Genomic DNA, 21905 nt, shown 5'->3' with positions numbered 1-21905 from the left:
TAGTGAGAAGCATCGTAGTGGTTGCGGTCATCGTCCTGGCTTCGTATTGCACCGGAGTGGCTTTTGCGGCGGTTACCGTGGATGAGGCAAGGCTGCACGCCATCCTTGAAAACATACGCGCCGGCAGGCATCAGAACGTTCTGGTGGTGATGAGCAGGAACAACCTCGGGGTGAAGACGGGGAAACTGCAGGTGGCTCGGGCTGCCGACCCGGGAAATAACCTCAAGGAGGGGGATGCCGTTTTGGAGGTTTACTTTGTCATCCGGGCCCCGGTCCCGCAGGGATACGACCTGCCGGCCTCCGATCTGCACGCCCGGTTTGTGAAGCGCAAAGGGATCCGGGGGTGGAACCCGGACAACGAGTGGGCCCGCAATATCGTTAACGACAAGATGCCCTGGCCCGACTCCAACTGAGTCAGGAGATCGCACTCCCCTCGGTGAGCTGGCGCCAGCCCTGGACGGTCTTGAAGATCACCCAGAGGTACGTCAGTAGCAGGATCACCGCGCCGACGCCGAAGAAGATGGTGGCGAAGCCGAGGACGAAGCCGATCAGTGCCTTCCAAAAGATCGCGATCTGGTAGCCGTAGTGGCTTCCGTACCAGGTTCCCTCGGCATCGCGCCGGTACACGTAGGCGATGATGACGCCAACGAACAGCGTGATCCCGTACAAAAGCGACGCGAGATAGCAGGTGTAGATGACCGCGGGGACGGTCTTTCCCGGAGTTCGGAAGACCGTCCCCGCGGCGTTTTTTCCCGGTCCGTCTGGTCCGGCATCGGCGATCAGGTAAATCTCCCGTGCGTGTCCCTCGTCGGCCACAAAGTCGACCTTTTGCCCTGCTGCAGGAGCGATCGAGGATTTCCACTCCGGCCGGTCGAAGCGGTAGCGATTCCCGTCTGTGCCCCTGATCACCCCTTGCTCCGCCGCAGAGCCGAGCACCATCCCTTCCATGGAGCCTCCTTTCCGCGGGCGCTCCGGTTCTACCCGCAGGAACCTTCCGAGTCTAGATCCTTCCCCTTGCGATGCAACCGCCTGAAGGCTTTTCCGGCGGTGCGGCGGCATATCCGGGATTCCCGATGCATACCCATGGTCCCTCCGAAAATCTCTTTTGGAATTTCTCAGGGGGCTCCGCCCTTTTTCACTGCCGGTAGCCAATACCTAAGAGGGTAGGGACCAGGACCGAGCGTTGAAATCGGCCCGCGCCGGGGTACATTCAACCGACGCTACTGATAAGGGAGGGATTGCATGGGGCTGGCAAGGGTGGTGTCCGGGGGACAGACCGGAGTGGACCGGGCGGGGCTGGACGCAGCACTGGAACTGGGGATGCCTATCGGCGGGTACTGCCCCTGCGGAAGGAAGGCGGAAGACGGGACGGTACCGGCTCGCTACCCTCTCATCGAGCTGAGCTCCGATTACTACTGCACCAGGACGGAAAAGAACGTCGTCGAATCGGATGGGACGCTGATCCTGAACCAGGGTGAGCTTACCGAGGGTACCAAGCTCACCCACGACTACGCCAGGCAGCACGGCAGACCCTGCCTGATCGTGCAACTGGACCAGGATCCGGTCCTCGACCCGGCCCGGGTCGCCGAATGGCTTAGGGGCAACCGCATCTCCGTCCTTAACGTCGCCGGGCCGCGGGAGTCGAAGTGTCCCGGCGGTATCTACGACGCTGCCTTCCGGTACCTGCGCCGACTTTTCCAACTGGAGTGCGACCGCGCCTCGGACTCCGGTGGTAACCCCGGTGACCCTGGCGCGCCTTGACTAATGGGGCTTGGGTGATAAAAAGGGGAGATGTTTTTTGCCTTGGGGTTATCTAATGATAGTCCAAGGGACAACTTACCAACGGTCTCCGGACCGAAAAGGGGGATGACATGGCAACACCTTACGTCGACAAGAGTGTCTGTATCAGCTGCGAGCTCTGCGCCAACATGGTTCCCGAGGTTTTCCGGATGGGAGACGACGGCTTCGCCGAGTGCTTCGATCCGCAGGGGGCGCCGGAGGAAAAAATCCAGGAAGCGATGGACAGCTGCCCGGTGAACTGCATCCACTGGCAGTAGGAGGGAGCCGGGCCGATCGGAACGCGCCACGCAGAGCGTGCGGGAGGGGACGTGCTGACCGAAAGCATGAAAAAGATGGTGGAGACCGTGCATCATGCCTTTGTGGCTTCCTCGGGTGCCGATGGCATGCCCCACCTTGCCGCGGCCGAAGCGGTATCGGTCCCGGACCTGCAGCGCCTGCGCTTCGAGGCTTGGTTCTGTCCCACCACGCTGCGCAACGTGAGCGTCAACCCGATCGTTGCGGTGGCGGTTGCCGATCCGGCTTCCGGACAGGGATTTCAATTCGTGGGGCGGGTGGAGACGGTCGAGGAGACCGCGATGATGGACGGCTTTCTTCCCGACGAACCGCCGGGAATGCCGCAGGTCGAGACCAGAATGACCGTCCTCGTGGAATGTGTCATGGAATTTACCGCCGGGGCACACACGGACCAGCCGCTCGGCTAGGTCCCGCGCCCCGACGGTGCCGTTACCCGGTGATCGTTGCCTTGAGCAAAAGCTCTTCGGCAAACGGCACATCCTCCTCAGCTACACAGATTTCTTGCGAGTTTTTCGCCTCAGTCGCTGGCGCTACGGTATATTCGATGCCCCCTTTTTGGAGGATCGCCTCCACGCGATTCAGATCGCTTTCTTCCTTTGCATCGTAGAACTTCATCGGTTACCTCCTTTCCTCATTGGACGGTGCGCACCGCGGCTCCGATTCCTCCTACACCATCCTTCCTGACTTTCTCTTCCCATAATAACATGGGGCGCGTTGCTCCAGTCTCTGTTTCCTCGGATCGGTACTGGCAAAGGGGGAGCACCTTCTTGGCCGGGTTCAGATGCCGGCTGCCTTGGTGTGTCTATAACCTTTGTATCTCTGGTTCTGGAGTTACCGGGGGATGAAACAGATGTCGACGATGATGGCCGCAAAGAGGATAAGCAGGTACATGACGGAACAGCGGAAGGCAAAACGGAGCGGACCTTTCCCGAGCAAGGACCAGTAGCAGCAGCCCCAGAAGGAAGCGCCGGCGACGAGCGCCATGGTGCCGTAGCAGGCCGAGGCGTACCCGGTGGCCGGCAGAAGAAGCGTTGCCCCGGTCAGGAGCGCCACCCAGGTGAGGATGGCGCGGCGGGTGGCATCGATGCTGCGTGCGATCGGGAGGACTGGAAGCAGGGCGGCGTGGTAATCGTTTCGATGGCTGAGGGCGAGCAGCCAGAAATGGGGGGGCTGCCACAGCATGAGGATGAGAAAGAGGATGAGAACGCCGAGGCCCGGAGGATTGCCGGACGCGCTTCCTCCCACGAGCACCGGGAAGGCTCCGGGCAAACCTCCCAGCACCGCGGCCCACGGGGTCTGCGGCTTCAAAAACAGGGTGTAGCACACCGTGTACCCGAAAACACCGCCACAAAGAAGGAGGGTCGGGGCAGGACCGAGAAAGCCGGCCGCGATCGCCACCCCGGCGGTCAACAGCGCAGCCGCTACCCCCAGGATCAGGCGGGGCCCGGCAACGGCTAGGGCCTCGTTTCTTTGCGCCAGCCGCCCCATCTTGAGGTCCCGATCGGCTTCGACGACGCAGTTGATCATGGCGGAGGCGGCTCCGGTGCACAGAAGGGCGAGCAGGCAGGGGAGGAGTTTGGAAAAATGGGGGGGACGCTGGGCGGCAACCGTCAGGGCAGTTGCACCCGAAAGGGCGATGGCTGCCACGATGCGGGGCTTGGCGAGTCGGTAGAGCGCACGGCAGATTTCGGTTGCCGCAGGTGGCTTTGCCGCTGCAACTCCCGCGCCACGCCCGATCATTTCTGGATCCCTTCCGGATTGTTTACCTGTCTCAGCCACAGGCGCAGCCCGAGCCAGATGCTGAGGAGCGCAATGGCCAGGTGGACCGCGGTGAGGGAAAACTGGAAGCCCGATTTCACCACCGCGGCACCGACCATCAGTTGCAGTGCGACCAAAAAAAGGAGGGCGAAGCCGCGGACGATCCCGAAGCTGAGGTCCCGATCCAAAAGCGAAAAGGCGAAGAGGATGGCGGCGGTGGAGAGCAGGGCCAGCGCGATCAACCGGTGTCCGTAATTGATGGCGATGGCGAGGTCCCAGACATCGGGGATCCAGCTCCCCTGGCAGGCCAGGAATCCGGTACAGGCCATCGCCGAGCCGGAATGGCGCAGATAGGCCCCCAAAGACGCCTGGGAGAACATGAGCAAAACCATGCTGAACAGAAGCCCCGAATAGCCGGAAAAGCCAAAGACCGGCGGTTGGAGGACGCCGTCGCACTGAACCATGTAGAGGACCAGGACGAAGATCCCCAGCGCCACCATGAAGTGCACCGTGGTCAACTGGACCGGGAGCCCCAGCAGGACCACGACCCCGCCGATCACGATCTGACCCACCAGAAGCAGTATCGCCGCCAGGGGAATCGCCTTGGACCACCCCCGGTAGGCCTTCCATCTCTGCCCCGCCAAAACGAACAGGGAAACCGATGCCAGCGCCGCAATGACGCGGTGCAGAAATTCCATCCAGACGTCCAGATGCAGGGGGGGCAGGAGCTCGCCCCGGCACAGGGGCCAGTCCGGACAGGCGAGCCCCGCTTTCATACCCGCCACGAGGTTCCCCCAGACAAGAAGCACGAAAAACAGAAACGCGGTGATTCGACCGACCATGATATACCTCCGTCAGCGCTCCGGATTCCCCGGACCGTAGTCATTTCAACCGGCGGGCGATCGCCCGATCCGCAGACCACGGCCCCGCGCCCCCGTCACCAGCACCAGGCTGATGGCGATCGCGAGCAGGTGGTATTCAAACCCTTCCCCGGCCTGGGTTCCCATCCAGTTCATGAAGAAACCGTTGCGCCAGTGCACCAGGATGATGGCGCCGACCATGTCGCAGAGGATGCCGAAGGCACACAAGCGGCAGCAAAAGCCCAAGATGAGCCCCAAGGCGCCGAGCGACTCGGCCAGGATGACCAGGATCGCCAGGAGGGTCGGGATGTGCATGTTGTTGGTGAACATGTTCAGGGCCGCCGTGAACCCCGGGCCGCCGTACCACCCGAGAACCTTCTGGGCCCCATGGGGAAAAAAGACCACCCCCAGGATGACCCTCAGGAGCAGCAGTGATCCCCGGTCGTCGGTCATGAAGAATCTTTTCATAATTCCCCCTTGTGGCTCGCGGCAGGTTTCTAACCCGCGCGTGGCAAGTGTCCTTCGTCAATGGGGCGTAACTGCGGCATTGGTGCCTCAGCGGAACAGGTTATCCATCAGCGTTCCCACGATGAGGAGTGCGAGGATGAACAACGGGAAAACGGCGAACCCGAGCACGAGTTTCACCTCGTAGCGCAGGTGCATGAAATAGAGTGCGACGAGGGTGCCCTTTACCGAGGCGATGAACAGGGCCGCCCCGGCATTCCACAGCCCCAGTTCGAAATAGGAAATGGCAACGGTCGCCCCGGTGAGCACCAGCAGCGCCAGCCATACCAGCAGGTAGTTTCGATATGCCGCCATAGCCACCTCAGCCGACCAGGTAAAAGAGGGGGAACAGGTAGATCCAGATGATGTCCACGAAATGCCAATACAGGCCGGTGATCTCTACCGGCGTGTTGTAGTCGCCGGAAAAGACTCCCTGGCGCCCCTTGATGAGGAGCCAGACCATCACGGCCATGCCGAGAATGACGTGCAGCCCGTGCAGTCCGGTCATGACGAAGTACAGCCCGAAAAACAGGTTGCTCCGGGGAAAGAGCCCCCGGGCAAAATCCTCGCTCCACTCGAGGTACTTGATTCCGAGAAAGCAGGCCCCGCAGAAAAGGGTGGTCGCGACCCCGATCTCCATCAGTTTCCGCTGCCCCTGGCGGATCGCGGCGATGGCGAGCGCCATGCTGAGACTGCTGGTGAGCAGGATGACGGTGTTGGATGCGCCGAGGATCCGGTTCAGCTTCAGGTGTTGGAGGTGGAACAGGTCCGGATAGCTGATCCGGAAGACGGTGTAGGCAGTGAAGAGCCCGCCGAAAAGAAGCAGCTCGGTCGCCAGGAAGGCCCAGATCCCCAGCCGGGCGCTGACCGGCGCGCCGGCATGTTTATTTCCCGCATCAGCGCTCACGTTTACCCTCCGTTCTGCGCTCCGGCTTTTCGCCGTAGTTGTAGGGCCACTCGGAAACGGTCGGGATCTCGGCGAAGTTTTCTTCCGGCGGGGGCGAGCTGGTGCTCCATTCCAGGGTGAGCCCGCGCCACGGGTTATCCGGCGCCAGGCCCCCCCTGCGCAGCGAGCGGATGAAATTCAGGAACATGAGGAACACGCCGAGGGCCAGCACCCAGGAGCCGACGGTGGCGACGATGTTGAGCCCCTGGTACTTGGCGGGGTACTCCGCGTAGCGCCGCGGCATTCCCTGCATCCCGAGGATGAACATGGGGAAGAAGGTGAGGTTGAACCCGACCAGGATGAGCCCCCACGCGTATTTCGCGAGCTTCTCGTTCAGCATCCGGCCGGTAACCTTCGGAAACCAGTAGTGAAGCCCGGCGAAGAGCCCCATCACCGTCCCCCCCATCATCGTGTAGTGAAAATGGGCGACCAGGAAGTAGGTGTCGTGGACGTGGACATCGGTCGCCAGTGAGCCGAGAAAGAGCCCGGTGAGCCCGCCGATGATGAAGAGAAAGATGAAGGTGAGCGCGTAGAGCATCGGTGAATCGAGCGAGATCGATCCGCGGTAAAGGGTGGCGATCCAGTTGAAGATCTTGACCCCGGTCGGCACCGCGACGAAAAAGGTCAGAAACGAAAACACGATCCCCGCGAGGGTACCCATGCCGCTGACGAACATGTGGTGTCCCCAGACCAGGAAACCGATGAAGGCAATGGCCAGCGCGGAATAGGCGATGGCCCGGTAGCCGAAGATCGGTTTTCGGGAAAATACCGGAACCACCTCGGAAATGATTCCCATCGCCGGCAGAATCATCACGTAGACGACCGGATGGGAGTAGAACCAGAAGAAGTGCTGGAACAGCAGCGGATCACCCCCTTTGGCCGGATCGAAGAAGCCGATGCCCAGGACCCGCTCCGCCGCCAAAAGGATAAAGGTGATGCCGATGACCGGGGTGGCGAGCACCTGGATCACGCTGGTCGCGTACATCGCCCAGATGAAGAGCGGCATCCGGTACCAGGTCATGCCGGGGGCGCGCATGGTATGGATCGTGACGATGAAGTTGAGACCGGTAAGGATCGAGGAGAGTCCGACCAGGAAGAGCCCGCCGCTCAGCACGGTGACCGCGGCGCTGGTCTGCTCGGAGTAGGGGGTGTAGAAGGTCCAGCCGGTATCCATCGGGCTTACCAGCGATCCCAGGATAACGACGATGCCGGCGACGAAGCACCAGTAGCTGAAGAGGTTGAGCCTGGGGAAAACGACGTCCCGGGCGCCGATCATGAGCGGGATGAAGAAATTCCCCAGCGAAGACGGGATGGCCGGGATGACGAAGAGGAAGATCATGATGGCGCCGTGGATGGTGAAAAGAACGTTGTAGGTATGATCGCTGAACAGCGCCGGGCCCGGGGTGAGCAGCTTGAGCCGCAACAGGAGCGCGACCACCCCTCCGACCAGGAAGAAGAAGAGCGTGGTGCAGATGTAGAGGACGCCGATCCGCTTGTGGTCCAGGGTGAGCGCCCAGGAACGGAGGGTCTTCTCCGCGAGGTAGCTTCCGTGGTGTCCTGCGGTCGCCTCTGGTGCGTGGTCCATGATCACCCCCGAACTACCGTTTCCGGTCCGGTCGTCGCAAGCTCCCCTTCTTTTGCCGCGCCATCACTTGAGCGTCTTGAGGTAGGCGATGATGGCGGCGACATCGTCATCTTTAAGCGTCGCCTTGAAAGTCGGCATCACCGGCTGGTACCCCTTCACGATCTTGGCATTTGGGTCGACGATCGACTCCCTCAGGTACTCTTCATCGGCGGTCAGCGTCTTGCCGTTGTCGAGCACGACCGTGCTTCCGAAGATCCCCTTCAGCGTCGGTCCCACCTTGGGAGTGCCGTCGATGCTGTGGCAGCCGAGGCAGCCGGAATCCTGGAAGAGCTTTTCCCCCTTTTCCACCGGCGATGCGGCTGCGCCTTTCTGTTTTTGCTCCTCCCGCTCCTCCCAGGCCTGGTAGTCCGCCACCGGCATCACCAGGATCTTTCCCCGCATGATGGAGTGCCCCGTGCCGCAGTACTGCGAGCAGTAAAGGTCGAAACTGCCGGCTTGCCGGGGGAGGAACCAAAGGTAGGTGTAGCGTCCCGGGAGGACGTCCTGCTTCTGGCGGTAAGCCGGCACGAAGAAACCGTGAATCACGTCCTTGGAGGTCATGATCAGCTTCACCGGTTTGCCGACCGGAAGTCTCAACTCGTTCAGAGCGGTCCTGCCGTCCGGATATTTGAAGCTCCATTGAAACTGCGAGGCGGTTACCTGCACTTCCATCGCCCCGGGGATCGGGGTCCGCATCCGGAGAAACACCACCATACCGTACCCGAAGATGGCGACGAGGAGCAGGGACGGGATGATGACCCAGACGATCTCCAGGACGGTGTTCCCGGTGATGTAGGGGGTCGGTTGCTCGATCCCTTTTCTCCTGCGGTACTTCAGGGCGAAGTAGATCAGGAACCCCTGGGTCAGGAGAAAGAAGAAGGACGCTATGGCGAGGATGAAGATGAAGACTCCATCCACGCTGTGGGCGATGAGGGTAGCGTCGCCGGATGTGAGCGGGTAAACGTCGGGCATGGAAGGTTCCTCAATTCCCGGGGGGGGCTTTCCGCTTCCCTTTCCCGCCCCCGGACGGCTCCCGGCGCCAAAGAAACGACAGCAGCGCCGTCGTCAGGAGGAGCACCAGGATCATGGCGGCGGTCATGATTCGCGAGGCGATCAGGACATACTTCTTCCCCACCGGATCGTAGTAGAAACAGTAGAGAAGAGCCCGGTTGATCAAGGGGGAGGTGCCGATCTTCCCTTCCGCCGCCTCGATCAGGGCCAGCTTCAAATCCCTCGGTGCCGGGTCGATTCCGTAGAGGTAGCGGGAGATCCGTCCCTCGGGGGTGACCACCACCATCACGTTGGGGTGGGCGAACTCCCCGTCGGCAAGTCGCACGCTCCGGACCCCCGTAGCGCTTGTAATGGCCTCGACCGCGGCAGCGGTGCCGTAGAGAAAGGGCCAGTTCCGGTACGGCGCCGGCATCGTTTCGTACATCGAGTAGGTAGCGGCGGCCTTCTCCGCGGCCAGCGCCTGCCTTTCCGCCGGATCGATGCTGACGGTCACGACCCGGAAATCCCTTCCCGCCGAAAGCCCCTCCATCTTTTTGAGGGACCGGACCAGGTTCGCCAGGACCTGCGGACAGAGAGTGGGGCAGGAATAGTAGTTGAGCGTCAATAACACCGGTTTTCCGGAAAAGAGCTGCCGCAGTTCGAACCGCTTTCCCTGGGCGTCGAGGAAAACCAGATCCAGGGGGAGCGCCTGCCCCGCGCGTTCGTCCACTCCGACCTGCTCAAGGACCGTGTCTTGCGGATCGTGCCCGGCCGCCTCAAGGGGGGCAAAAACTGAAATAAGCGCCGCTGATATCAACGCCGCTTTCCAAGTCGTCATGACCTGCCCTCACTTCCGCTCAATCCCTTGGTTTGGCGCATGGCCGCAGGGCGCAGATACCGGGCCGAAAAAAACTTAGAGCATTTTAATAGTGTCTTTGGCAAAAGCAAGAAATGGTATTAGAAGGCGGCAGGTAGCTGATGACGCGGCGGAGGGGCGAAACTGGTGTTACGGATGGTTCAAAACGGTGGGCTCGATTTCTGGATGGGGTTAGGGGGCGGTTCGGCGGGGAGATGGATGGACCGGGTCAGCTGCGTTCCTTGAGTTCCTTGATGATCTCAACCTGCCGCTGGAAGATGAACCGGGAGATCAGGTTCTCGCTCTGCTGGTCAGGATCGAACGAAAAGCGGCAAACGGAATAGGAGTCCCGGGTAATGGTTTCCACCAGGGTAGCCGTGGTATTGAGCCGGTCCTCGCGCCCCTGGAGGAGGTTGGGGATGAGAACGGTCAATTCGACCTCGCTGCCTGGTTCCAGGTCGCACGGCTCGGCGGGAATCAGGGAGAAGCCCCCCAGGGAAACGTCGCGCAGTTTGGCAGGGATGATGAGCGACCCGCTGCGCATCTCGGCGTCGGTCTGCGGCACCACCTCAAGACGAATCGAGGTGCGGCGCTCCGCAAGTATCTCCACGAAGCTGAAATTGTGCAGGGAAACGGTTGCCTTGGGGACGTTGACGTCGCGGACCTCCCCGAGGATCGCGCTCTCGAAATAGTCGCACTTGATGAACACATAGCGGCTCCCTTCCAGGGCAGCCGCCTGTTGCTGGTTGACGTCCAGTTCCAGGGTTCCCTGATGAATCTCCACCGGCGTTGCCGGATAGGCAACCGGGAGCCCCTTGTAGTAGTTCACCAGTTTGCAGCGCGCGGAACTTCCGTTTTTCAGCAGGTCGCTGAAGCCGGAGACGATGCTGGTGAGGTCCTCATGGAGGCTTTTTTGGGGGGTGTTACGGTAGAAATGAGAAAAATCCATGTCCATGCCCTCCCGGGCCGCGCTGCCCGGTCCTTCCGGAGACTTTATGCTGCGGGAATGACCTCGTGCCGCCGTAAAACCGCCAAAAGATCGTCCTTCCCAATCGGCTTTACCAGGTAATCGGAGCAATCTCCTTCGATGATCGCCTCCTGCATCTCATCGACCGAGCTGAGCGCCGTGGTCATAATAATGACAGCTTTTTTCCCGGTTGCCGCATCGAGCGTTTTTTCCGCTTCGCGCATCAGTTTCAACGCCTGCTGCCCGTCGAGTTCCGGCATCATGACGTCGAGGAGCACCAAATCGAAAGGGGTCCCTTGCGCCAGCGCGCGCTGGAACATCTCCACTGCTTCTTTTCCGTTTGCAGCGGATTGTATTTCAGCAACGCCCATCAGGAAGAACTCGGTCTGAGCTCTAACAAAATCGTTGTCGTCAACGACGAGGCATCTCATAATTCCCTCCACCGATAATAGTCGGGGCAGTCACCGTTGTTCGATCTTCAAGAGACCCGGCAGTACAAAACTGCGACATTGCGAATTTACTTGACAGCGATGCCGCCATCGGACTTCTCTCCTTATAGCACTATTGGGTATTTCAATCCAACAAGGAAATGTACTTGGAGCACGAGTATCTCTGTTTCCTTGGCGATATTTATTTGCTATACTGCTTTAGTTTTGCGCTGGCACAGCGCCGGCGGACCGCTTTGAAGTGCATCTCTCGTAGATTTGATGGCTTTAACGGTACCGTGGGCAATGGCCATTATCCATCCCTGCGGCGCGGGTTGTGCCTTTCCCAGGGGAACTCTGCTTCATAATTATTCCGCCATCTGCAACAGATACAGATGCCTGCGGGCCAAAATCATGTAATCCGAAACCTTTCGGAGCAATAGGAAGAAGTCATGACGCAAAACCACCTTCAAGCAATTGAAGAGTTAGTAAAGAAAGCCAACGGGCCGGTCAGTCTCCGCATTGGGGAGGGAGAGCTTCGGGAGAACCTGATCGGCTGCGTGCCGGGTCGGCCCGAGGATGGTTTGGAAAACGACGGGAACCCGGCCGAGTTGGAGGTCCAGTTGCGTCTGGACCAGGACGGGAACGGCCTTTCCTTTTGCCTCTCCCAGCAGGGACAGCCCCGCAGCGCCGACTGCCCGCTGAGCACCCTCGACGAATCCACTCTCGAAACGCTCGCCCAGAGGCTCGCCCGCCTGTTCGATGCCAGCCGCCCCGGGAAGGGGGGAGCACCGCGGAACATTATCAAAAGGGAAGGGGAGCCGGATGCCTATGATATTGCCGGCGCGGCGTCGCGGCTGAGGGTGACTCCGGAATGGCTGAAAAGCGTCATCCCCTGCTCGACTTACAGCTACGACGAGATCGACGGCCGCAAGATCATCCGGGAATACTACTGGTACGTGGACCTGATCGAAAACCTGTTCCGGTTCAAGAACACCAAGGTCATGCCCGAGGACCTCAAGTACGTCGCCGACCAGTGCTGCTTTGGTGACCTCGACTGGGCGAAGGACCTGATCGCCCGGTTGAAGTCGCCGAACCGCCCCGACCAGCAGAAGGTGCAGCCGGCCAAAGCGCCCCAGAAGCAGGGGCGCCCCTTCTCCAGGGAGCGCAGTTCCAGCCGGCACCGGGCGAAGAAACCGGCCTGACCTCCCGTGCCTTCGGCATCCTCCCGCCCTCAAGCAACATGCCTTCGCCTGCCAGCGAAGGCATGCCCCTGTTGACCTCCTGCACCAAGAACCCTCCGGCCGATGCCCGCTTGGCAGCTGTTTCCTGCCTGGTCCGGTTTCCTGCCGCCGCGTCCCCCGGTTGTCTCCCCTCGGTAAAAAAGATCCCCTGCCTCTTGACAAATAAATAGAATTCGTTTCTATTTGGAGCTACTTCCGCGGCGTCGGTGTACCTTCCGCCTTCCGCTTTTTCATCTGTCCAAAGGAGAGTGTCGTGAAACGTTCCTTTTTCCTGTGTTTGCTCTTGGCCGCCGTTATTGCCTGTGTCTCCTGCAGCCGGGAGGTCGCACCCAAAAAGCCGGGGAAGCTGGCCGTGGTGACGACCCTCTTCCCTCTCTACGACTTCGCCAGGAACGTGGGGGGGGAGCGCGCCCAGGTGAACCTGCTCGTTCCGCCGGGGGTGGAGCCGCACAGCTTCGAGCCCAAGCCGGGCGATGCGGTGAAGGTTGCCGGGGCCGACCTTTTCGTTTACACCAGCGACCAGATGGAGCCCTGGGCCCCGGGATTCGTCAAGGGTATCGGCTCGGGAGCGGTCACCGTGGTCGACGCGAGCCAGGGGGTGCCGATGATCAAGTCTTCCGAAGAGGAAGGGGCGGAGCCGGAGGGGGAGGGGCATCATCACCACGGCGGGATGGACCCGCATGTCTGGCTTGATTTTGCCAATGCCCAGATCATGGTGGACAACATTGCCGCCGGCATGGCGCGCCAGGATCCGGCGGGGAAGGAATACTACCTGGCTAACGCCAAAAGCTACAAGGAGAAGCTCCAGGATCTCGATGCCCGGTACCGGCAAGGTCTCACCGGATGCGCCAAGCGGACCCTGCTGCACGGAGGGCATTACGCCTTCGGTTACCTCGCCAGAAGGTATCACCTGAAGTACGAAGCCGCTTCCGCGGTAAACGCCGATGCCGAGCCTACCCCGGCGAAGATAGCGGGGCTGGTGCAGAAGATGAGAGCGCAGGGGCTGCATTATGTCTTTACCGAAGAGCTCCTCTCGCCGCGGGTTTCCGAGCTGATCGCCCGGGAGACCGGGGCCAAGGTGCTGCTGCTGCACGGCGCCCACAATATCGGCAAGGACGATTTCGCCCGCGGCGTCACGTTTCTCTCCCTGATGGAAAAGAACCTGCAGAATCTCGAGACCGGTCTGGAGTGCCGGAAACAGTAAGTCGGGAGTAGTTGCCTACTTTCCCGACGCGGCCCCGGGCCCGGGGCTCTTCATGTTCCGGATGGCACTCATCTCTTTTTCGTAACAGTCCGGGCAGAGGCCGTGGCTGAACATGGCTTCGGAGTGCTCCGATATGTACTGCTCCATCTGTTGCCAACTCTGCTCGTCGTTGCGGATCTTTTTGCAGCTGGCGCAGATCGGGATCACCCCCTCCAGTTTCTTCACCGTCGCCATCGCGGCTTCCAACTGGGCTACCTTTTCGTGCAGCTCGCGGGTGCGTGCCTCCACCTGCTGTTCAAGGGTCCTGGCGTAAGCCTCCACCCGGTCCTTGGCACTTTCCACCTCGGCAACCAGCCCCCCGATGTAGGTGTCGAACACCAGCGCCAGGTCGAAATGCAGCAGCTTGTCCAGGGCCGTGCAAACGGCCTCGAACGGGGCGGGGTGCCCCAGGTGGCGTTGCAAGGACTTCACGATGAGGTCCTTGAGGAGCTTCATCGCGGCAAGGTAGAGCTTAGGCTCAACCCCGATCCTGTGATGGACCAGGCCGATCTGGAGCCGGTTGTTCACGTAATCGACCGTGGTTTCTCCCGCAAAAAGATCCAGGATGTATTGACGCTGTGCCAGATGGAGCCGCCGGAAGGTTTCCGGCTCGCCTATTTTATCGGCGATTTCGGGAAAGCTGATCTGGATGTCATAGAATTCGTCGACGATGGCATCGACGTCCGCCTCAATAAACCCTCTGCAGCTTTTCAACAGATTCAGTTCCTGCCGATCCAACCTCAGCAGCTGGTTTCTCCGTGAGATTTCCCGCTCACTCATCTCCTTTTCCATGACGTTTTGCAGCTTGATAGTATCCATGTATGCCTCACGGGCTCTTCCGGTTATGACTTCACAGATCCTGTGATTCCCTATATTTTCGGTTTAAGTGAGCCGGAGTAGGCCGGGCCACGAAACGACGTCAGGAACAGGGTAGCACAGCAGGGTGCAAAGATTCAAAGCACAAGAAGGGAAATATCAGGGGTACTGCCGACTTCTTAAAAAGTTGCTCATAAAAGGGGAATGCGTCTTTTCGCTTTGCCGGACCGAAGTCCTGTCCTGACGCTTTCGTTGTAGTGGCCGATGGCAACGAAGTAGGGTGTTGGATGGGAATGATATAATGAGTGGCAGCGACACGGCCCCGTAATCAACGTTTCCTTGGGGCGGCGCAAGCGTACAGGGGGTGCGGTCATGGCGGTTGCAGCGTCCAGTGTCACCAGATATTGCCGGTTCTTCCACGTCAAACACATCGCCTCTGTTCTCGATTACGGTGCCGGAACCCTCAGAAACGCCCGGTTTCTGGCGAAGGAGGGATTCACCGTCTATGCCGCAGACATCCCGGGGCAGGTAGAAAGGATTTTGAGCATGGCCGGCCACGAGCGGATGGCGGCCATCCTTGACGTCGAGCAACTGGAACGGACCCGGCTCGCAGTCGATCTCGTGGTCTCGACCTACGTCTTCAATATCATCCCCGATCCGAGCGAAAAAAGCCGTTACCTGAGAAATGTCAGGCTGAATCTTCGCCCCGGCGGCTACCTCCTTATCGAGGTCCGCTGCCGGATCCAGTCACCGGACTGCGGCACCCGTTGCACCTTCGCCCACAAGTGCTCCAGCTGCGTCAAAACCTATTCCCATCAGGAACTGGACGACCTGGTTGCCGCATATGGCTTCAGGCGTTTCAGTCACTATTACTGCCGTCACGCCGTCGCGGTGCTCTACCAGTTGCAAAACGCCTGAGCCGCACACCGTCTCATTGCCATCATGGGGAAGGGCTTCAGCAGATGCTGAAGCCCTTCCTTGTTGTGGGGTGGTCTCGACTCTCCTACCGGTACTCGGCTTCCTGCACCGGGGTGACCCCGCGATAGTCCCGCTCGAACCCCGCGCGCAAAAGAAGCCGCAGGTAAGGGGAGTCGTGCACCGGCACCCCATTCACCTTCTCGATCACCTGGAAGTGCCGTCGTCCCGATCGGGGAATGCGATGGAGCCCTCCCAAAGCCGCCAGCAGGAAGTCCTCCTCGCCTTCGGCGTCGGCAAAGCAGATCAGGCTGCGTCCCCCCGAGCCGACCACTACCCCCGGCACTCCCGCCACGATGACCACCCAGGCGTCCGGCACCCGGCGCGGTTGGCCCCCCTCGCCGGAGGCGACCGGCGGCCAGGGGAGCATGGCCCCATAGGGATTGGCCGGGTCCACCGTGGCCAGGACGGTGCAGTCGTCATCATGGTACGGCGCCTCGGGTCCCGCGTTGCGCGACGCCCTGAGCCGATCCACCGCTCCGGGGAGGGCGAACTGGGCTCCGGAAAACCCCTCCACAAAATAGCCGCGCCGTACCCGCCCCGCATCCTCCAGAGCCTTCAGCGCCTGGTAGACCGGTCCGAAGCCACCGGGAATTTCCTCGGCCTGGGCAACCTCCCGGCTGACGATCCCGTACCGCTCCAGGAGCATGGTCGCCGTCTTCAGCGCCAGCTCGGTCGGGTTGGTTTCGAGGGCCAGGTGGCGCACCAGCGACCAGCGCCCGCCGGCGAGGAGGTGCCGGCCCCGCGGCTGGCGGTCCCCGCCGGCCAGCGAGCGTAACGGCGCAAAGGTGTCGTTGGTGATGGCTCCCGCCCACACCAGATCCCAAAGGGCCGCGGTGAACTCCGGCAGGGTCGCCTTGGGTACCGCCGTTCGCGCCCCCTTTTCCAGCTCGGTCAAAAATGAAGCGCCTCGCTGCTCCAGATGGTCAACAATAGCCCGGGACAAGGGGGCGGAAGAAATAACGGCCGGTGCCGGGATCAGGGCGGCGTTTTCCCGGCGGTACAGGGCGACCCGCCCGTCGTTGTGTCCCAAGGGGCCGCGTCCGACCCAGACGATGCTTCCGGTCGCCGCGAGAAGGTCGAGCTCGTCGCGGCGTACCCCGCGCACCCGTGCCGGGATCAGGACCGACTCCAGCATCGACCACGGCAGCGGCACCCCTTCCAGGTGGGCGATCGCGTCCTCCAGCCCGACTCCCGATTTCGCGGTCAACCCTTGCCACGACGCTAAAAAGCGGGCAAAGGCAGGAGCTGCCACCGGCGCCGCCTCGTGACGAAGTTTTTCCAGGGTGCGCCGTTTCAGGCTCCGCAGCACCTCGACGTCGCACCACTCGGTCCCGAACCCGTCGGGGCGGATCTCGCCCCGGGTCAGCTTCCCTTCGGCCTCCAGTTCAATCAGGACCGCCGTTGCCGCCTCAAGGGATATCCCGAAGCGTGCCGCCGGGTCCCGGACCGGGAACGGTCCATGGCTTCGGGCGTAGCGCTGCAGCAGGTTTTCCAGCGGTCGTTCCACGGGGGAAAGGAGGGCCGGCGGCAAGCCGGCGGGAAGCGCAATGCCCAGCCCGTCCCGGTACAGCGCGGCGTCCTCGGCGGCGATACAGCGCTCTTCTCCGGCGACGCAAACCCACAGGGCACGGCGTTCGGCCTGAAGTCGCTCCAGCCACGGCCCGGGAGCTGCTTCGCATCGCGGCGCCAGTTCGACCCGGCTCAGGTCCCCGAGGCGACGCAGCAGGTCGTGCAGGGTGTCCGCGTCGCGCGCCTGCCGCCCGGCTGCCCGATGCTGCAGTTCCTCTTCCAGCTCGGCCAGCGCCCGCGGGTCGATCAGTTCGCGCAGCTCGCCTTGTCCCAGAAGCTCCTTCAACAGGGTCCGGTCCAGGGTGAGCGCCTGAGCCTTGCGCTCGGCCGGCGGGGCATCCTGTTCGTAGAGATAGCGGGCGACGTAGGCGAAGACCAGGGAGCGGGCAAAGGGGGAGGGGATGGGACCCTCGGATTCAACCACCGTGATTTCCCGGCTCCGGATCCCGCGCAAAAGCACCTTGAGCCCCGGGAGGTCGAAGACGTCGGCCATCGCCTGGCGGAAGGTTTCCAATACCACCGGGAAGGAGGGGTAGCGCTTCACGGCGGCCAAAAGGTGCTGGGCCTTGAGCCTTTGTGCCCAGAGCGGGGTGCGCCGGTCCGGCCGACGGCGCGGGATGAGCAGGGCCCGCCCGGCATTTTCCCGGAACAGTCCCGCGAAAAGCGGCGTCTCCAAAAGCTGTTCGGTCACCAGCTGTTCCACCTCGTCCGGATCGGGGAGCAGGGCCGCCGCCGGAGGGATTTCTTCCACGTCGGCGAAGCGGAGCACCATGCCGTCGTCGGTGTACATGACCTCCATTTCAAAGCCGCTTCGAACCGCCAACTGGTGCTGGATCGCCATCGCCCACGGTGCGTGGATGCGGGCTCCGAACGGGGAGAGGACCGCCACCCGCCAATCCCCCAGCTCATCCCGGAAGCGTTCTATGGTGATGGAACGGTCGGTGGGAAGGGTGCCGGTGGCACGTCTTTGGTCGAAGACGTAGGCGGCAATGTTCTGGGCGGCCAGGTGGGAGAGGGGATAATGCTCGCGCAGCCAGGCCACCGCCTCGTCCTCGGGCTGGCTCCCCAAATCCCGAAGGAAGGCGCCCAGCGCGCGCCCCAATTCGATCGGGCGCCCCGGTCCGTCACCGTGCCAGAACGGGAGTTTTCCGGGTTCGCCGGGGGCGGCCGGCGAAACGATGACCCGATCCCGCGTGATCTCCTCGATATGCCAGGTGCTCGCCCCGAGCAGGATGTTCTCCCCGGCCCGGCTCTCGTATACCATCTCCTCGTCCAGCTCCCCGATCCGCGGCCCCTCGGGCCCCAGAAAGACGCCGTAGCTGCCGCGGTCCGGAATGGTGCCGCCGTTCATGAGGACCAGCATCCCGGTACCGCGGCGCGCGGTGAGGAGGTCCTCGGCGCGGTCCCAGGAGATGAGGGGATGGAGATCGGCAAAATCGGTGGAGGGATAGCGCCCGGACAGCATGTCCAGGACCGCGGTGAGGGCTTCGCGGGAGAGATCCCGGTACGGGTAGGCGCGGCGCACCAGGGCGGCGACCTCTTCGACCGTGCGCGGACGGTCGGCGCAGATGGCGGCAATCTGCTGCGCCAGCACGTCGAGCGGCAGATGGGGCACCTTGAGCGGCTCGATCTCCCCCTTCAGCATGCTGGCGGCAACGACCGCACATTCCACGAGATCGCCCCGGAATTTCGGATAGATCCTCCCTACGCTCACCGCCCCGACCTGATGCCCGGATCGGCCGACCCGCTGCAGCCCGCGGGCGACCGACCCCGGCGATTCAACGAGCAGCACCAGGTCCACCGCCCCCATGTCGATCCCGAGTTCCAGGGAACTCGTGGCGACGATCCCCTTCAGGGTTCCTTCCTTGAGGCTCTGCTCGATGGCGAGCCTTTTTTCGCGGGCGACCGAGCCGTGGTGGGCCAGGACCAGTTCCTCCCCGGCAAGCTCGTTCATCCGCCGGGCCAGCCGTTCGCACAGCCCCCGGCTGTTCACGAAGAGGATGGTGGAGCGGTGGTTGCGGATCTCATCCAAAAGAACGGGATAGAGGGTGGGCCAGATGCCGCGCTCGGTCGGGCGCAGCGGCCCCTCTTCCGCGTCCTCCGGATGCCGGGAAGGAAGGACTACCGGCGGGAACTCCATGTCCGGGATCGGGACGGTAACTTCGAGATCGAGCAGCGGCGGCACCGAGGCGTCGACGATGTCCACTTCCCGCTCCCCTCCCAGAAAACGCGCCACCTCGGCGGCGGGACGGACCGTGGCGGAGAGGCCGACCCGTTGCGGATCGCGTCCGGTCAGCTCGGCAAGACGCTCCAGACTGAGGGCGAGATGGGTGCCGCGCTTGGTCGGGGCAAGGGCGTGGATCTCGTCGATGATGACGGTCTCGACGGAGGCGAGGGTTTCCCGTGCGGCGGAGCCCAGCAGGAGAAAGAGGGATTCCGGGGTGGTGACCAGGAGGTCGGCGGGGCGGCGGGCCTGGAGGCGCCGGTCCCGGGCCGGGGTGTCGCCGGTCCGGACGTCCACCCTGAGATCGCGCCAGGGGGCTTCCATGGCCGCGGCGGTAGCGGTGACGCCGGCCAAGGGCGCGCGGAGGTTTCGTTCGACGTCGTAGATGAGCGATTTGAGGGGAGATACGTAAAGGAGCCGGACCCCGGGGACGGTCCCGGGAGGGAGTTGGGAGAGGTGGTCGATGCCCCAGAGGAAGGCGGCGAGGGTTTTGCCGCTGCCGGTGGGCGCGATGAGGAGGGCGTGGTGTCCGGCGGCGATCGCATCCCAGCCGCGGCGCTGGATCTCCGTTGGGGTGCCGAAGGCGTCCTCGAACCAGCGGCCGGTCGCCGGGCTGAAAAGGTGCATCGCCATGGAATCCCCTATTGCCTCCCTCTCCTCCAAGGGTCGCGCGGGTGCGCGCGAGCTTGCGGCGGGCGGGGTGAGGATGGGGTAACTCTGCAACGGCACAGGTCCCTATCCCCCTCCGGTCCTCCCCCTTTGAAGACGGAGGGACGTTCGGCTGATAGTGATGCGGGATGGTTTCGGCCGGCCGTTCGGCATGCCGAACCTGCGATCAGCCGAGTCTTACGATCAGCGCGCCGATCTTGCCGTGGAGCTCTTCGAGACGGCTCTTCATCTGCTCGCGCTGCTTTTTCTTGAGCGACTCCACGTCGATGTGCTCGATCTTCTGTGCCACCGATTTCACGAACCCGACGCCCACCTTTTTCCGCGCCTTTTCCGCTTCAGCGCCGTTTCTCAAAAGGTGGCGGGGGAGCTTTTCCCGCTGGTAGCGCTCGTAAGCCTGGATCATCTCCGCTTCCGAAGGCTTGCGGGCGATCTCCACCAGGATGCTCTTGGCGATCTCCGGGTTGTGCAGGCACTCCTCGCGGATCTGAGCGGGGAGGCGCACCAGGGACAGGGTCTCGCTCACCGTGGTCTTCGATTTTCCCACGATCGCGCGCAACTCGTCCAGAGAATAGCCGTTGCGCTCCTTGAGGCGGTGCATCGCTTCGGCCTCTTCCATGCAGGTGAGATCGCTGCGCTGCAGGTTCTCGATCAGGGCGATCTCGAACGGGTCCCCGCCGGTCAGCACCCCGGGAATCTTCTTCAGGCCGGCCTTTCGGGCCGCAAGGAGACGGCGCTGCCCGGCGATCAGGACATGATCTCCCGTATCCTCGGCCTGGACCAGGACCGGCTGCAAAACCCCATGTTTTTGGATGGATGCGGTGAGTTCTTCGAGTTCCGCTTCAGCGATATAGACCCGTGGCTGGGATTGCGATATGCGGAGGGTATCGACGTCGTAGAGCTCGGTGACCTTGGAACTGCGGGCCGACTTGGCTTCTTTGGGCGGCTTTGCCGGTTTTGGCTGGACCTTCGGCTCCGGTTGAGGCAGGATGTCCATCCCGAACATCGAAAGCTGTTCGAAATCGGTCCCTGCGTCGTTTTCTGCCATGCATTTCCTCCTGGTTCCGGCGTTGTATCAGTACTACGGTGAACTACTCAGTCATACGAGCCAGTGAACCGTGATCAGTAAGGCGGTCGGATCCTGCTGCAATCTGGTCTCTGACTCGTATTGACTGTCGCTACTGATCTTCCCCGCCGGATCGTCCCGCGATAAGGGCCGGTATTATGCCAGAATGACCGGTCAAGTCAACACTGCTGGGCTTTTCCTGGAGTGAAACTTTGGTGTTTGGGGTACAATCAACTGTCCGGAGGTGCTTCGATGCCGCTTAAAGCAAATGCACGTTTCTGTTTGGTCACCCTGCTCGTCGTTGCAGCGCTGGCTCTGCTGGGCGGTTGCAAAACTTCCCCACAATTGAAAAGCGATGCTCCCATCAATGACGATGCCCTGGCCGGGTTTCTTTCCGAAACACCCATTGACGCCGAGCAGTTGCTCGTGGTGATCGGCGACGGGCCGGAACGGACCGGCGGCCGACTCTTTGGTTTCGAACGCCACGGCGACCACTGGATCAAGACCCTCGGGCCTTTTCCGGCAAGCGTCGGCCGGAAGGGGTTCGCTCCCCCGGGCGAAAAGAGGGAAGGGGACGGCCGGACCCCGAGCGGGCTTTTCCCGCTGGAGTTCGTCTTCGGTTACGCCCCCGGGTACACCGGAAGCATGCCGTACCGTCAAGCTACCGCGGCCGATATCTGGGTTGACGATGTGAACTCCCCCGATTACAACACGTGGGTCCGCCGCGGCGAGACGAGCGCGACCTCTTTCGAGAACATGCTTCTTCCCGACAAACGTTACCGGCACGGCGTCGTCATCGGGTACAACCGCAATCCGGTGGTCAAAGGCAAGGGAAGCGCCATCTTTATCCATTCCTGGCTCCAGCCGGGAACGCCGACGGCGGGTTGCGTGGCGCTGGAGGAGGGGGGACTGGTCTGGATCACCGAGTGGCTGCGCCCCGAAAAACGGCCCCAGATCCTGATGGGGAACGCGGGCGACCTGGTCGCGACCGTAGTGGCCCTGAGGAAACCGCAGTAGCAGCAAAAAGGGAACGAGAAAGGGGACCGGCTCCGCAGGTGCCGGCCCCCCTCGGTCG

General features: G+C 62.2%; 23 protein-coding genes. 8 read left to right on the top strand and 15 right to left on the bottom strand.

Translation table 11 applies throughout. From position 1 onward, the window contains the following. Window positions 1-2 precede the first annotated feature (2 nt). On the top strand, window positions 3-413 hold the full coding sequence (locus JFN93_RS04910) for a hypothetical protein (protein ID WP_199382879.1): 411 nt from the start codon (window positions 3-5) through the stop codon (window positions 411-413). A 1-nt stretch (window position 414) separates the two neighbouring features. Here JFN93_RS04910 and JFN93_RS04905 read toward each other — a convergent pair whose 3' ends face one another. Next, the gene (locus JFN93_RS04905; RefSeq protein ID WP_199382878.1) at window positions 415-948 is read right to left on the bottom strand and encodes a DUF4870 family protein; all 534 of its coding nucleotides are present in this window, start codon (window positions 946-948) and stop codon (window positions 415-417) included. Between the two features lie 294 nt (window positions 949-1242). Between JFN93_RS04905 and JFN93_RS04900 the strand changes: the two genes are divergently transcribed. The 3 genes from JFN93_RS04900 (at window position 1243) to JFN93_RS04890 (ending at window position 2501) form a co-directional block, all read left to right on the top strand. Next, window positions 1243-1761: a putative molybdenum carrier protein gene (locus JFN93_RS04900; protein WP_199382877.1), complete on the top strand. Its 519-nt coding sequence runs from the start codon at window positions 1243-1245 to the stop codon at window positions 1759-1761. A gap of 110 nt (window positions 1762-1871) precedes the next feature. Next, on the top strand, window positions 1872-2057 hold the full coding sequence (locus tag JFN93_RS04895) for a ferredoxin (RefSeq protein ID WP_199382876.1): 186 nt from the start codon (window positions 1872-1874) through the stop codon (window positions 2055-2057). Window positions 2058-2108: 51 nt separating this feature from the next. Next, a complete protein-coding gene (locus JFN93_RS04890; protein WP_199382875.1) occupies window positions 2109-2501 on the top strand; it encodes a pyridoxamine 5'-phosphate oxidase family protein in 393 nt (130 codons plus the stop codon). A 22-nt stretch (window positions 2502-2523) separates the two neighbouring features. On the opposite strand, the gene JFN93_RS04885 is transcribed toward JFN93_RS04890, so the two are convergent. From JFN93_RS04885 to JFN93_RS04835, 11 genes are all read right to left on the bottom strand, one after another. Further along, complete coding sequence (locus JFN93_RS04885; RefSeq protein WP_199382874.1) at window positions 2524-2709, bottom strand: hypothetical protein; 186 nt, start codon at window positions 2707-2709, stop codon at window positions 2524-2526. Between the two features lie 216 nt (window positions 2710-2925). Then, window positions 2926-3834, bottom strand: a complete 909-nt coding sequence (locus JFN93_RS04880) for a protoheme IX farnesyltransferase (protein ID WP_199382873.1) — start codon at window positions 3832-3834, stop codon at window positions 2926-2928. After that, a complete protein-coding gene (locus tag JFN93_RS04875; protein ID WP_199382872.1) occupies window positions 3831-4694 on the bottom strand; it encodes a COX15/CtaA family protein in 864 nt (287 codons plus the stop codon). The genes JFN93_RS04880 and JFN93_RS04875 overlap by 4 nt, the downstream gene beginning before the upstream one ends. Window positions 4695-4739: 45 nt before the next feature. Continuing rightward, window positions 4740-5180 (bottom strand): DoxX family protein, encoded by a 441-nt coding sequence (locus tag JFN93_RS04870; protein ID WP_199382871.1) that lies wholly within the window; start codon window positions 5178-5180, stop codon window positions 4740-4742. Between the two features lie 87 nt (window positions 5181-5267). Then, entirely contained in the window at window positions 5268-5531 is a 264-nt protein-coding gene (locus tag JFN93_RS04865; RefSeq protein WP_199382870.1) for a cytochrome C oxidase subunit IV family protein, read from the bottom strand. Between the two features lie 7 nt (window positions 5532-5538). After that, window positions 5539-6123, bottom strand: a complete 585-nt coding sequence (locus JFN93_RS04860) for a cytochrome c oxidase subunit 3 family protein (protein ID WP_199382869.1) — start codon at window positions 6121-6123, stop codon at window positions 5539-5541. Beyond that, on the bottom strand, window positions 6113-7747 hold the full coding sequence (gene ctaD, locus JFN93_RS04855) for a cytochrome c oxidase subunit I (RefSeq protein WP_199382868.1): 1635 nt from the start codon (window positions 7745-7747) through the stop codon (window positions 6113-6115). Before ctaD ends, JFN93_RS04860 begins: the two co-directional genes overlap by 11 nt. A gap of 63 nt (window positions 7748-7810) precedes the next feature. After that, on the bottom strand, window positions 7811-8758 hold the full coding sequence (gene coxB, locus JFN93_RS04850) for a cytochrome c oxidase subunit II (RefSeq protein WP_199382867.1): 948 nt from the start codon (window positions 8756-8758) through the stop codon (window positions 7811-7813). Between the two features lie 10 nt (window positions 8759-8768). Beyond that, complete coding sequence (locus JFN93_RS04845) at window positions 8769-9614, bottom strand: SCO family protein (RefSeq protein ID WP_199382866.1); 846 nt, start codon at window positions 9612-9614, stop codon at window positions 8769-8771. Between the two features lie 247 nt (window positions 9615-9861). Then, window positions 9862-10581, bottom strand: a complete 720-nt coding sequence (locus JFN93_RS04840; RefSeq protein ID WP_199382865.1) for a PilZ domain-containing protein — start codon at window positions 10579-10581, stop codon at window positions 9862-9864. A 44-nt stretch (window positions 10582-10625) separates the two neighbouring features. Continuing rightward, window positions 10626-11030 (bottom strand): response regulator, encoded by a 405-nt coding sequence (locus JFN93_RS04835; protein WP_199382864.1) that lies wholly within the window; start codon window positions 11028-11030, stop codon window positions 10626-10628. Window positions 11031-11476: 446 nt separating this feature from the next. Between JFN93_RS04835 and JFN93_RS04830 the strand changes: the two genes are divergently transcribed. Beyond that, complete coding sequence (locus JFN93_RS04830) at window positions 11477-12229, top strand: hypothetical protein (protein ID WP_199382863.1); 753 nt, start codon at window positions 11477-11479, stop codon at window positions 12227-12229. Between the two features lie 292 nt (window positions 12230-12521). Then, window positions 12522-13472 (top strand): metal ABC transporter solute-binding protein, Zn/Mn family, encoded by a 951-nt coding sequence (locus JFN93_RS04825; RefSeq protein WP_199382862.1) that lies wholly within the window; start codon window positions 12522-12524, stop codon window positions 13470-13472. 15 nt (window positions 13473-13487) lie between these two features. Here the strand turns inward: JFN93_RS04825 and JFN93_RS04820 are convergent, their stop codons facing one another. Continuing rightward, window positions 13488-14330, bottom strand: a complete 843-nt coding sequence (locus JFN93_RS04820; RefSeq protein WP_199382861.1) for a protoglobin domain-containing protein — start codon at window positions 14328-14330, stop codon at window positions 13488-13490. A 369-nt stretch (window positions 14331-14699) separates the two neighbouring features. On the opposite strand from JFN93_RS04820, the gene JFN93_RS04815 reads away from it, so the two are divergent. Further along, entirely contained in the window at window positions 14700-15245 is a 546-nt protein-coding gene (locus JFN93_RS04815; RefSeq protein ID WP_199382860.1) for a class I SAM-dependent methyltransferase, read from the top strand. 85 nt (window positions 15246-15330) lie between these two features. On the opposite strand, the gene JFN93_RS04810 is transcribed toward JFN93_RS04815, so the two are convergent. Both JFN93_RS04810 and JFN93_RS04805 read right to left on the bottom strand, forming a co-directional pair. Continuing rightward, window positions 15331-19731, bottom strand: a complete 4401-nt coding sequence (locus JFN93_RS04810; RefSeq protein WP_199382859.1) for an Lhr family helicase — start codon at window positions 19729-19731, stop codon at window positions 15331-15333. A 202-nt stretch (window positions 19732-19933) separates the two neighbouring features. Beyond that, complete coding sequence (locus JFN93_RS04805; RefSeq protein WP_199382858.1) at window positions 19934-20812, bottom strand: ParB/RepB/Spo0J family partition protein; 879 nt, start codon at window positions 20810-20812, stop codon at window positions 19934-19936. Between the two features lie 270 nt (window positions 20813-21082). Between JFN93_RS04805 and JFN93_RS04800 the strand changes: the two genes are divergently transcribed. Then, window positions 21083-21847, top strand: a complete 765-nt coding sequence (locus tag JFN93_RS04800; protein WP_199382857.1) for a L,D-transpeptidase family protein — start codon at window positions 21083-21085, stop codon at window positions 21845-21847. The last annotated feature ends 58 nt before the right edge of the window (window positions 21848-21905 follow it).

The organism is Geomesophilobacter sediminis, assembly GCF_016458275.1.
Taxonomy (GTDB): domain Bacteria; phylum Desulfobacterota; class Desulfuromonadia; order Geobacterales; family Geobacteraceae; genus Geomesophilobacter; species Geomesophilobacter sediminis.
The sequence above is the reverse complement of the archived record's forward strand: the minus strand, read 5'-3'. Positions and strand labels throughout refer to the sequence as shown.

Coding starts and splice junctions, on each gene's coding strand:
- ctaD (WP_199382868.1), bottom strand. CDS start 7,747: ATGGACCACGCACCAGAGGCGACCGCAGGACACCACGGAAGCTACCTC.
- JFN93_RS04830 (WP_199382863.1), top strand. CDS start 11,477: ATGACGCAAAACCACCTTCAAGCAATTGAAGAGTTAGTAAAGAAAGCC.
- JFN93_RS04880 (WP_199382873.1), bottom strand. CDS start 3,834: ATGATCGGGCGTGGCGCGGGAGTTGCAGCGGCAAAGCCACCTGCGGCA.
- JFN93_RS04840 (WP_199382865.1), bottom strand. CDS start 10,581: ATGGATTTTTCTCATTTCTACCGTAACACCCCCCAAAAAAGCCTCCAT.
- JFN93_RS04870 (WP_199382871.1), bottom strand. CDS start 5,180: ATGAAAAGATTCTTCATGACCGACGACCGGGGATCACTGCTGCTCCTG.
- JFN93_RS04815 (WP_199382860.1), top strand. CDS start 14,700: ATGGCGGTTGCAGCGTCCAGTGTCACCAGATATTGCCGGTTCTTCCAC.
- coxB (WP_199382867.1), bottom strand. CDS start 8,758: ATGCCCGACGTTTACCCGCTCACATCCGGCGACGCTACCCTCATCGCC.
- JFN93_RS04875 (WP_199382872.1), bottom strand. CDS start 4,694: ATGGTCGGTCGAATCACCGCGTTTCTGTTTTTCGTGCTTCTTGTCTGG.
- JFN93_RS04810 (WP_199382859.1), bottom strand. CDS start 19,731: ATGGCGATGCACCTTTTCAGCCCGGCGACCGGCCGCTGGTTCGAGGAC.
- JFN93_RS04895 (WP_199382876.1), top strand. CDS start 1,872: ATGGCAACACCTTACGTCGACAAGAGTGTCTGTATCAGCTGCGAGCTC.
- JFN93_RS04820 (WP_199382861.1), bottom strand. CDS start 14,330: ATGGATACTATCAAGCTGCAAAACGTCATGGAAAAGGAGATGAGTGAG.
- JFN93_RS04835 (WP_199382864.1), bottom strand. CDS start 11,030: ATGAGATGCCTCGTCGTTGACGACAACGATTTTGTTAGAGCTCAGACC.
- JFN93_RS04800 (WP_199382857.1), top strand. CDS start 21,083: ATGCCGCTTAAAGCAAATGCACGTTTCTGTTTGGTCACCCTGCTCGTC.
- JFN93_RS04805 (WP_199382858.1), bottom strand. CDS start 20,812: ATGGCAGAAAACGACGCAGGGACCGATTTCGAACAGCTTTCGATGTTC.
- JFN93_RS04885 (WP_199382874.1), bottom strand. CDS start 2,709: ATGAAGTTCTACGATGCAAAGGAAGAAAGCGATCTGAATCGCGTGGAG.
- JFN93_RS04845 (WP_199382866.1), bottom strand. CDS start 9,614: ATGACGACTTGGAAAGCGGCGTTGATATCAGCGGCGCTTATTTCAGTT.
- JFN93_RS04865 (WP_199382870.1), bottom strand. CDS start 5,531: ATGGCGGCATATCGAAACTACCTGCTGGTATGGCTGGCGCTGCTGGTG.
- JFN93_RS04905 (WP_199382878.1), bottom strand. CDS start 948: ATGGAAGGGATGGTGCTCGGCTCTGCGGCGGAGCAAGGGGTGATCAGG.
- JFN93_RS04900 (WP_199382877.1), top strand. CDS start 1,243: ATGGGGCTGGCAAGGGTGGTGTCCGGGGGACAGACCGGAGTGGACCGG.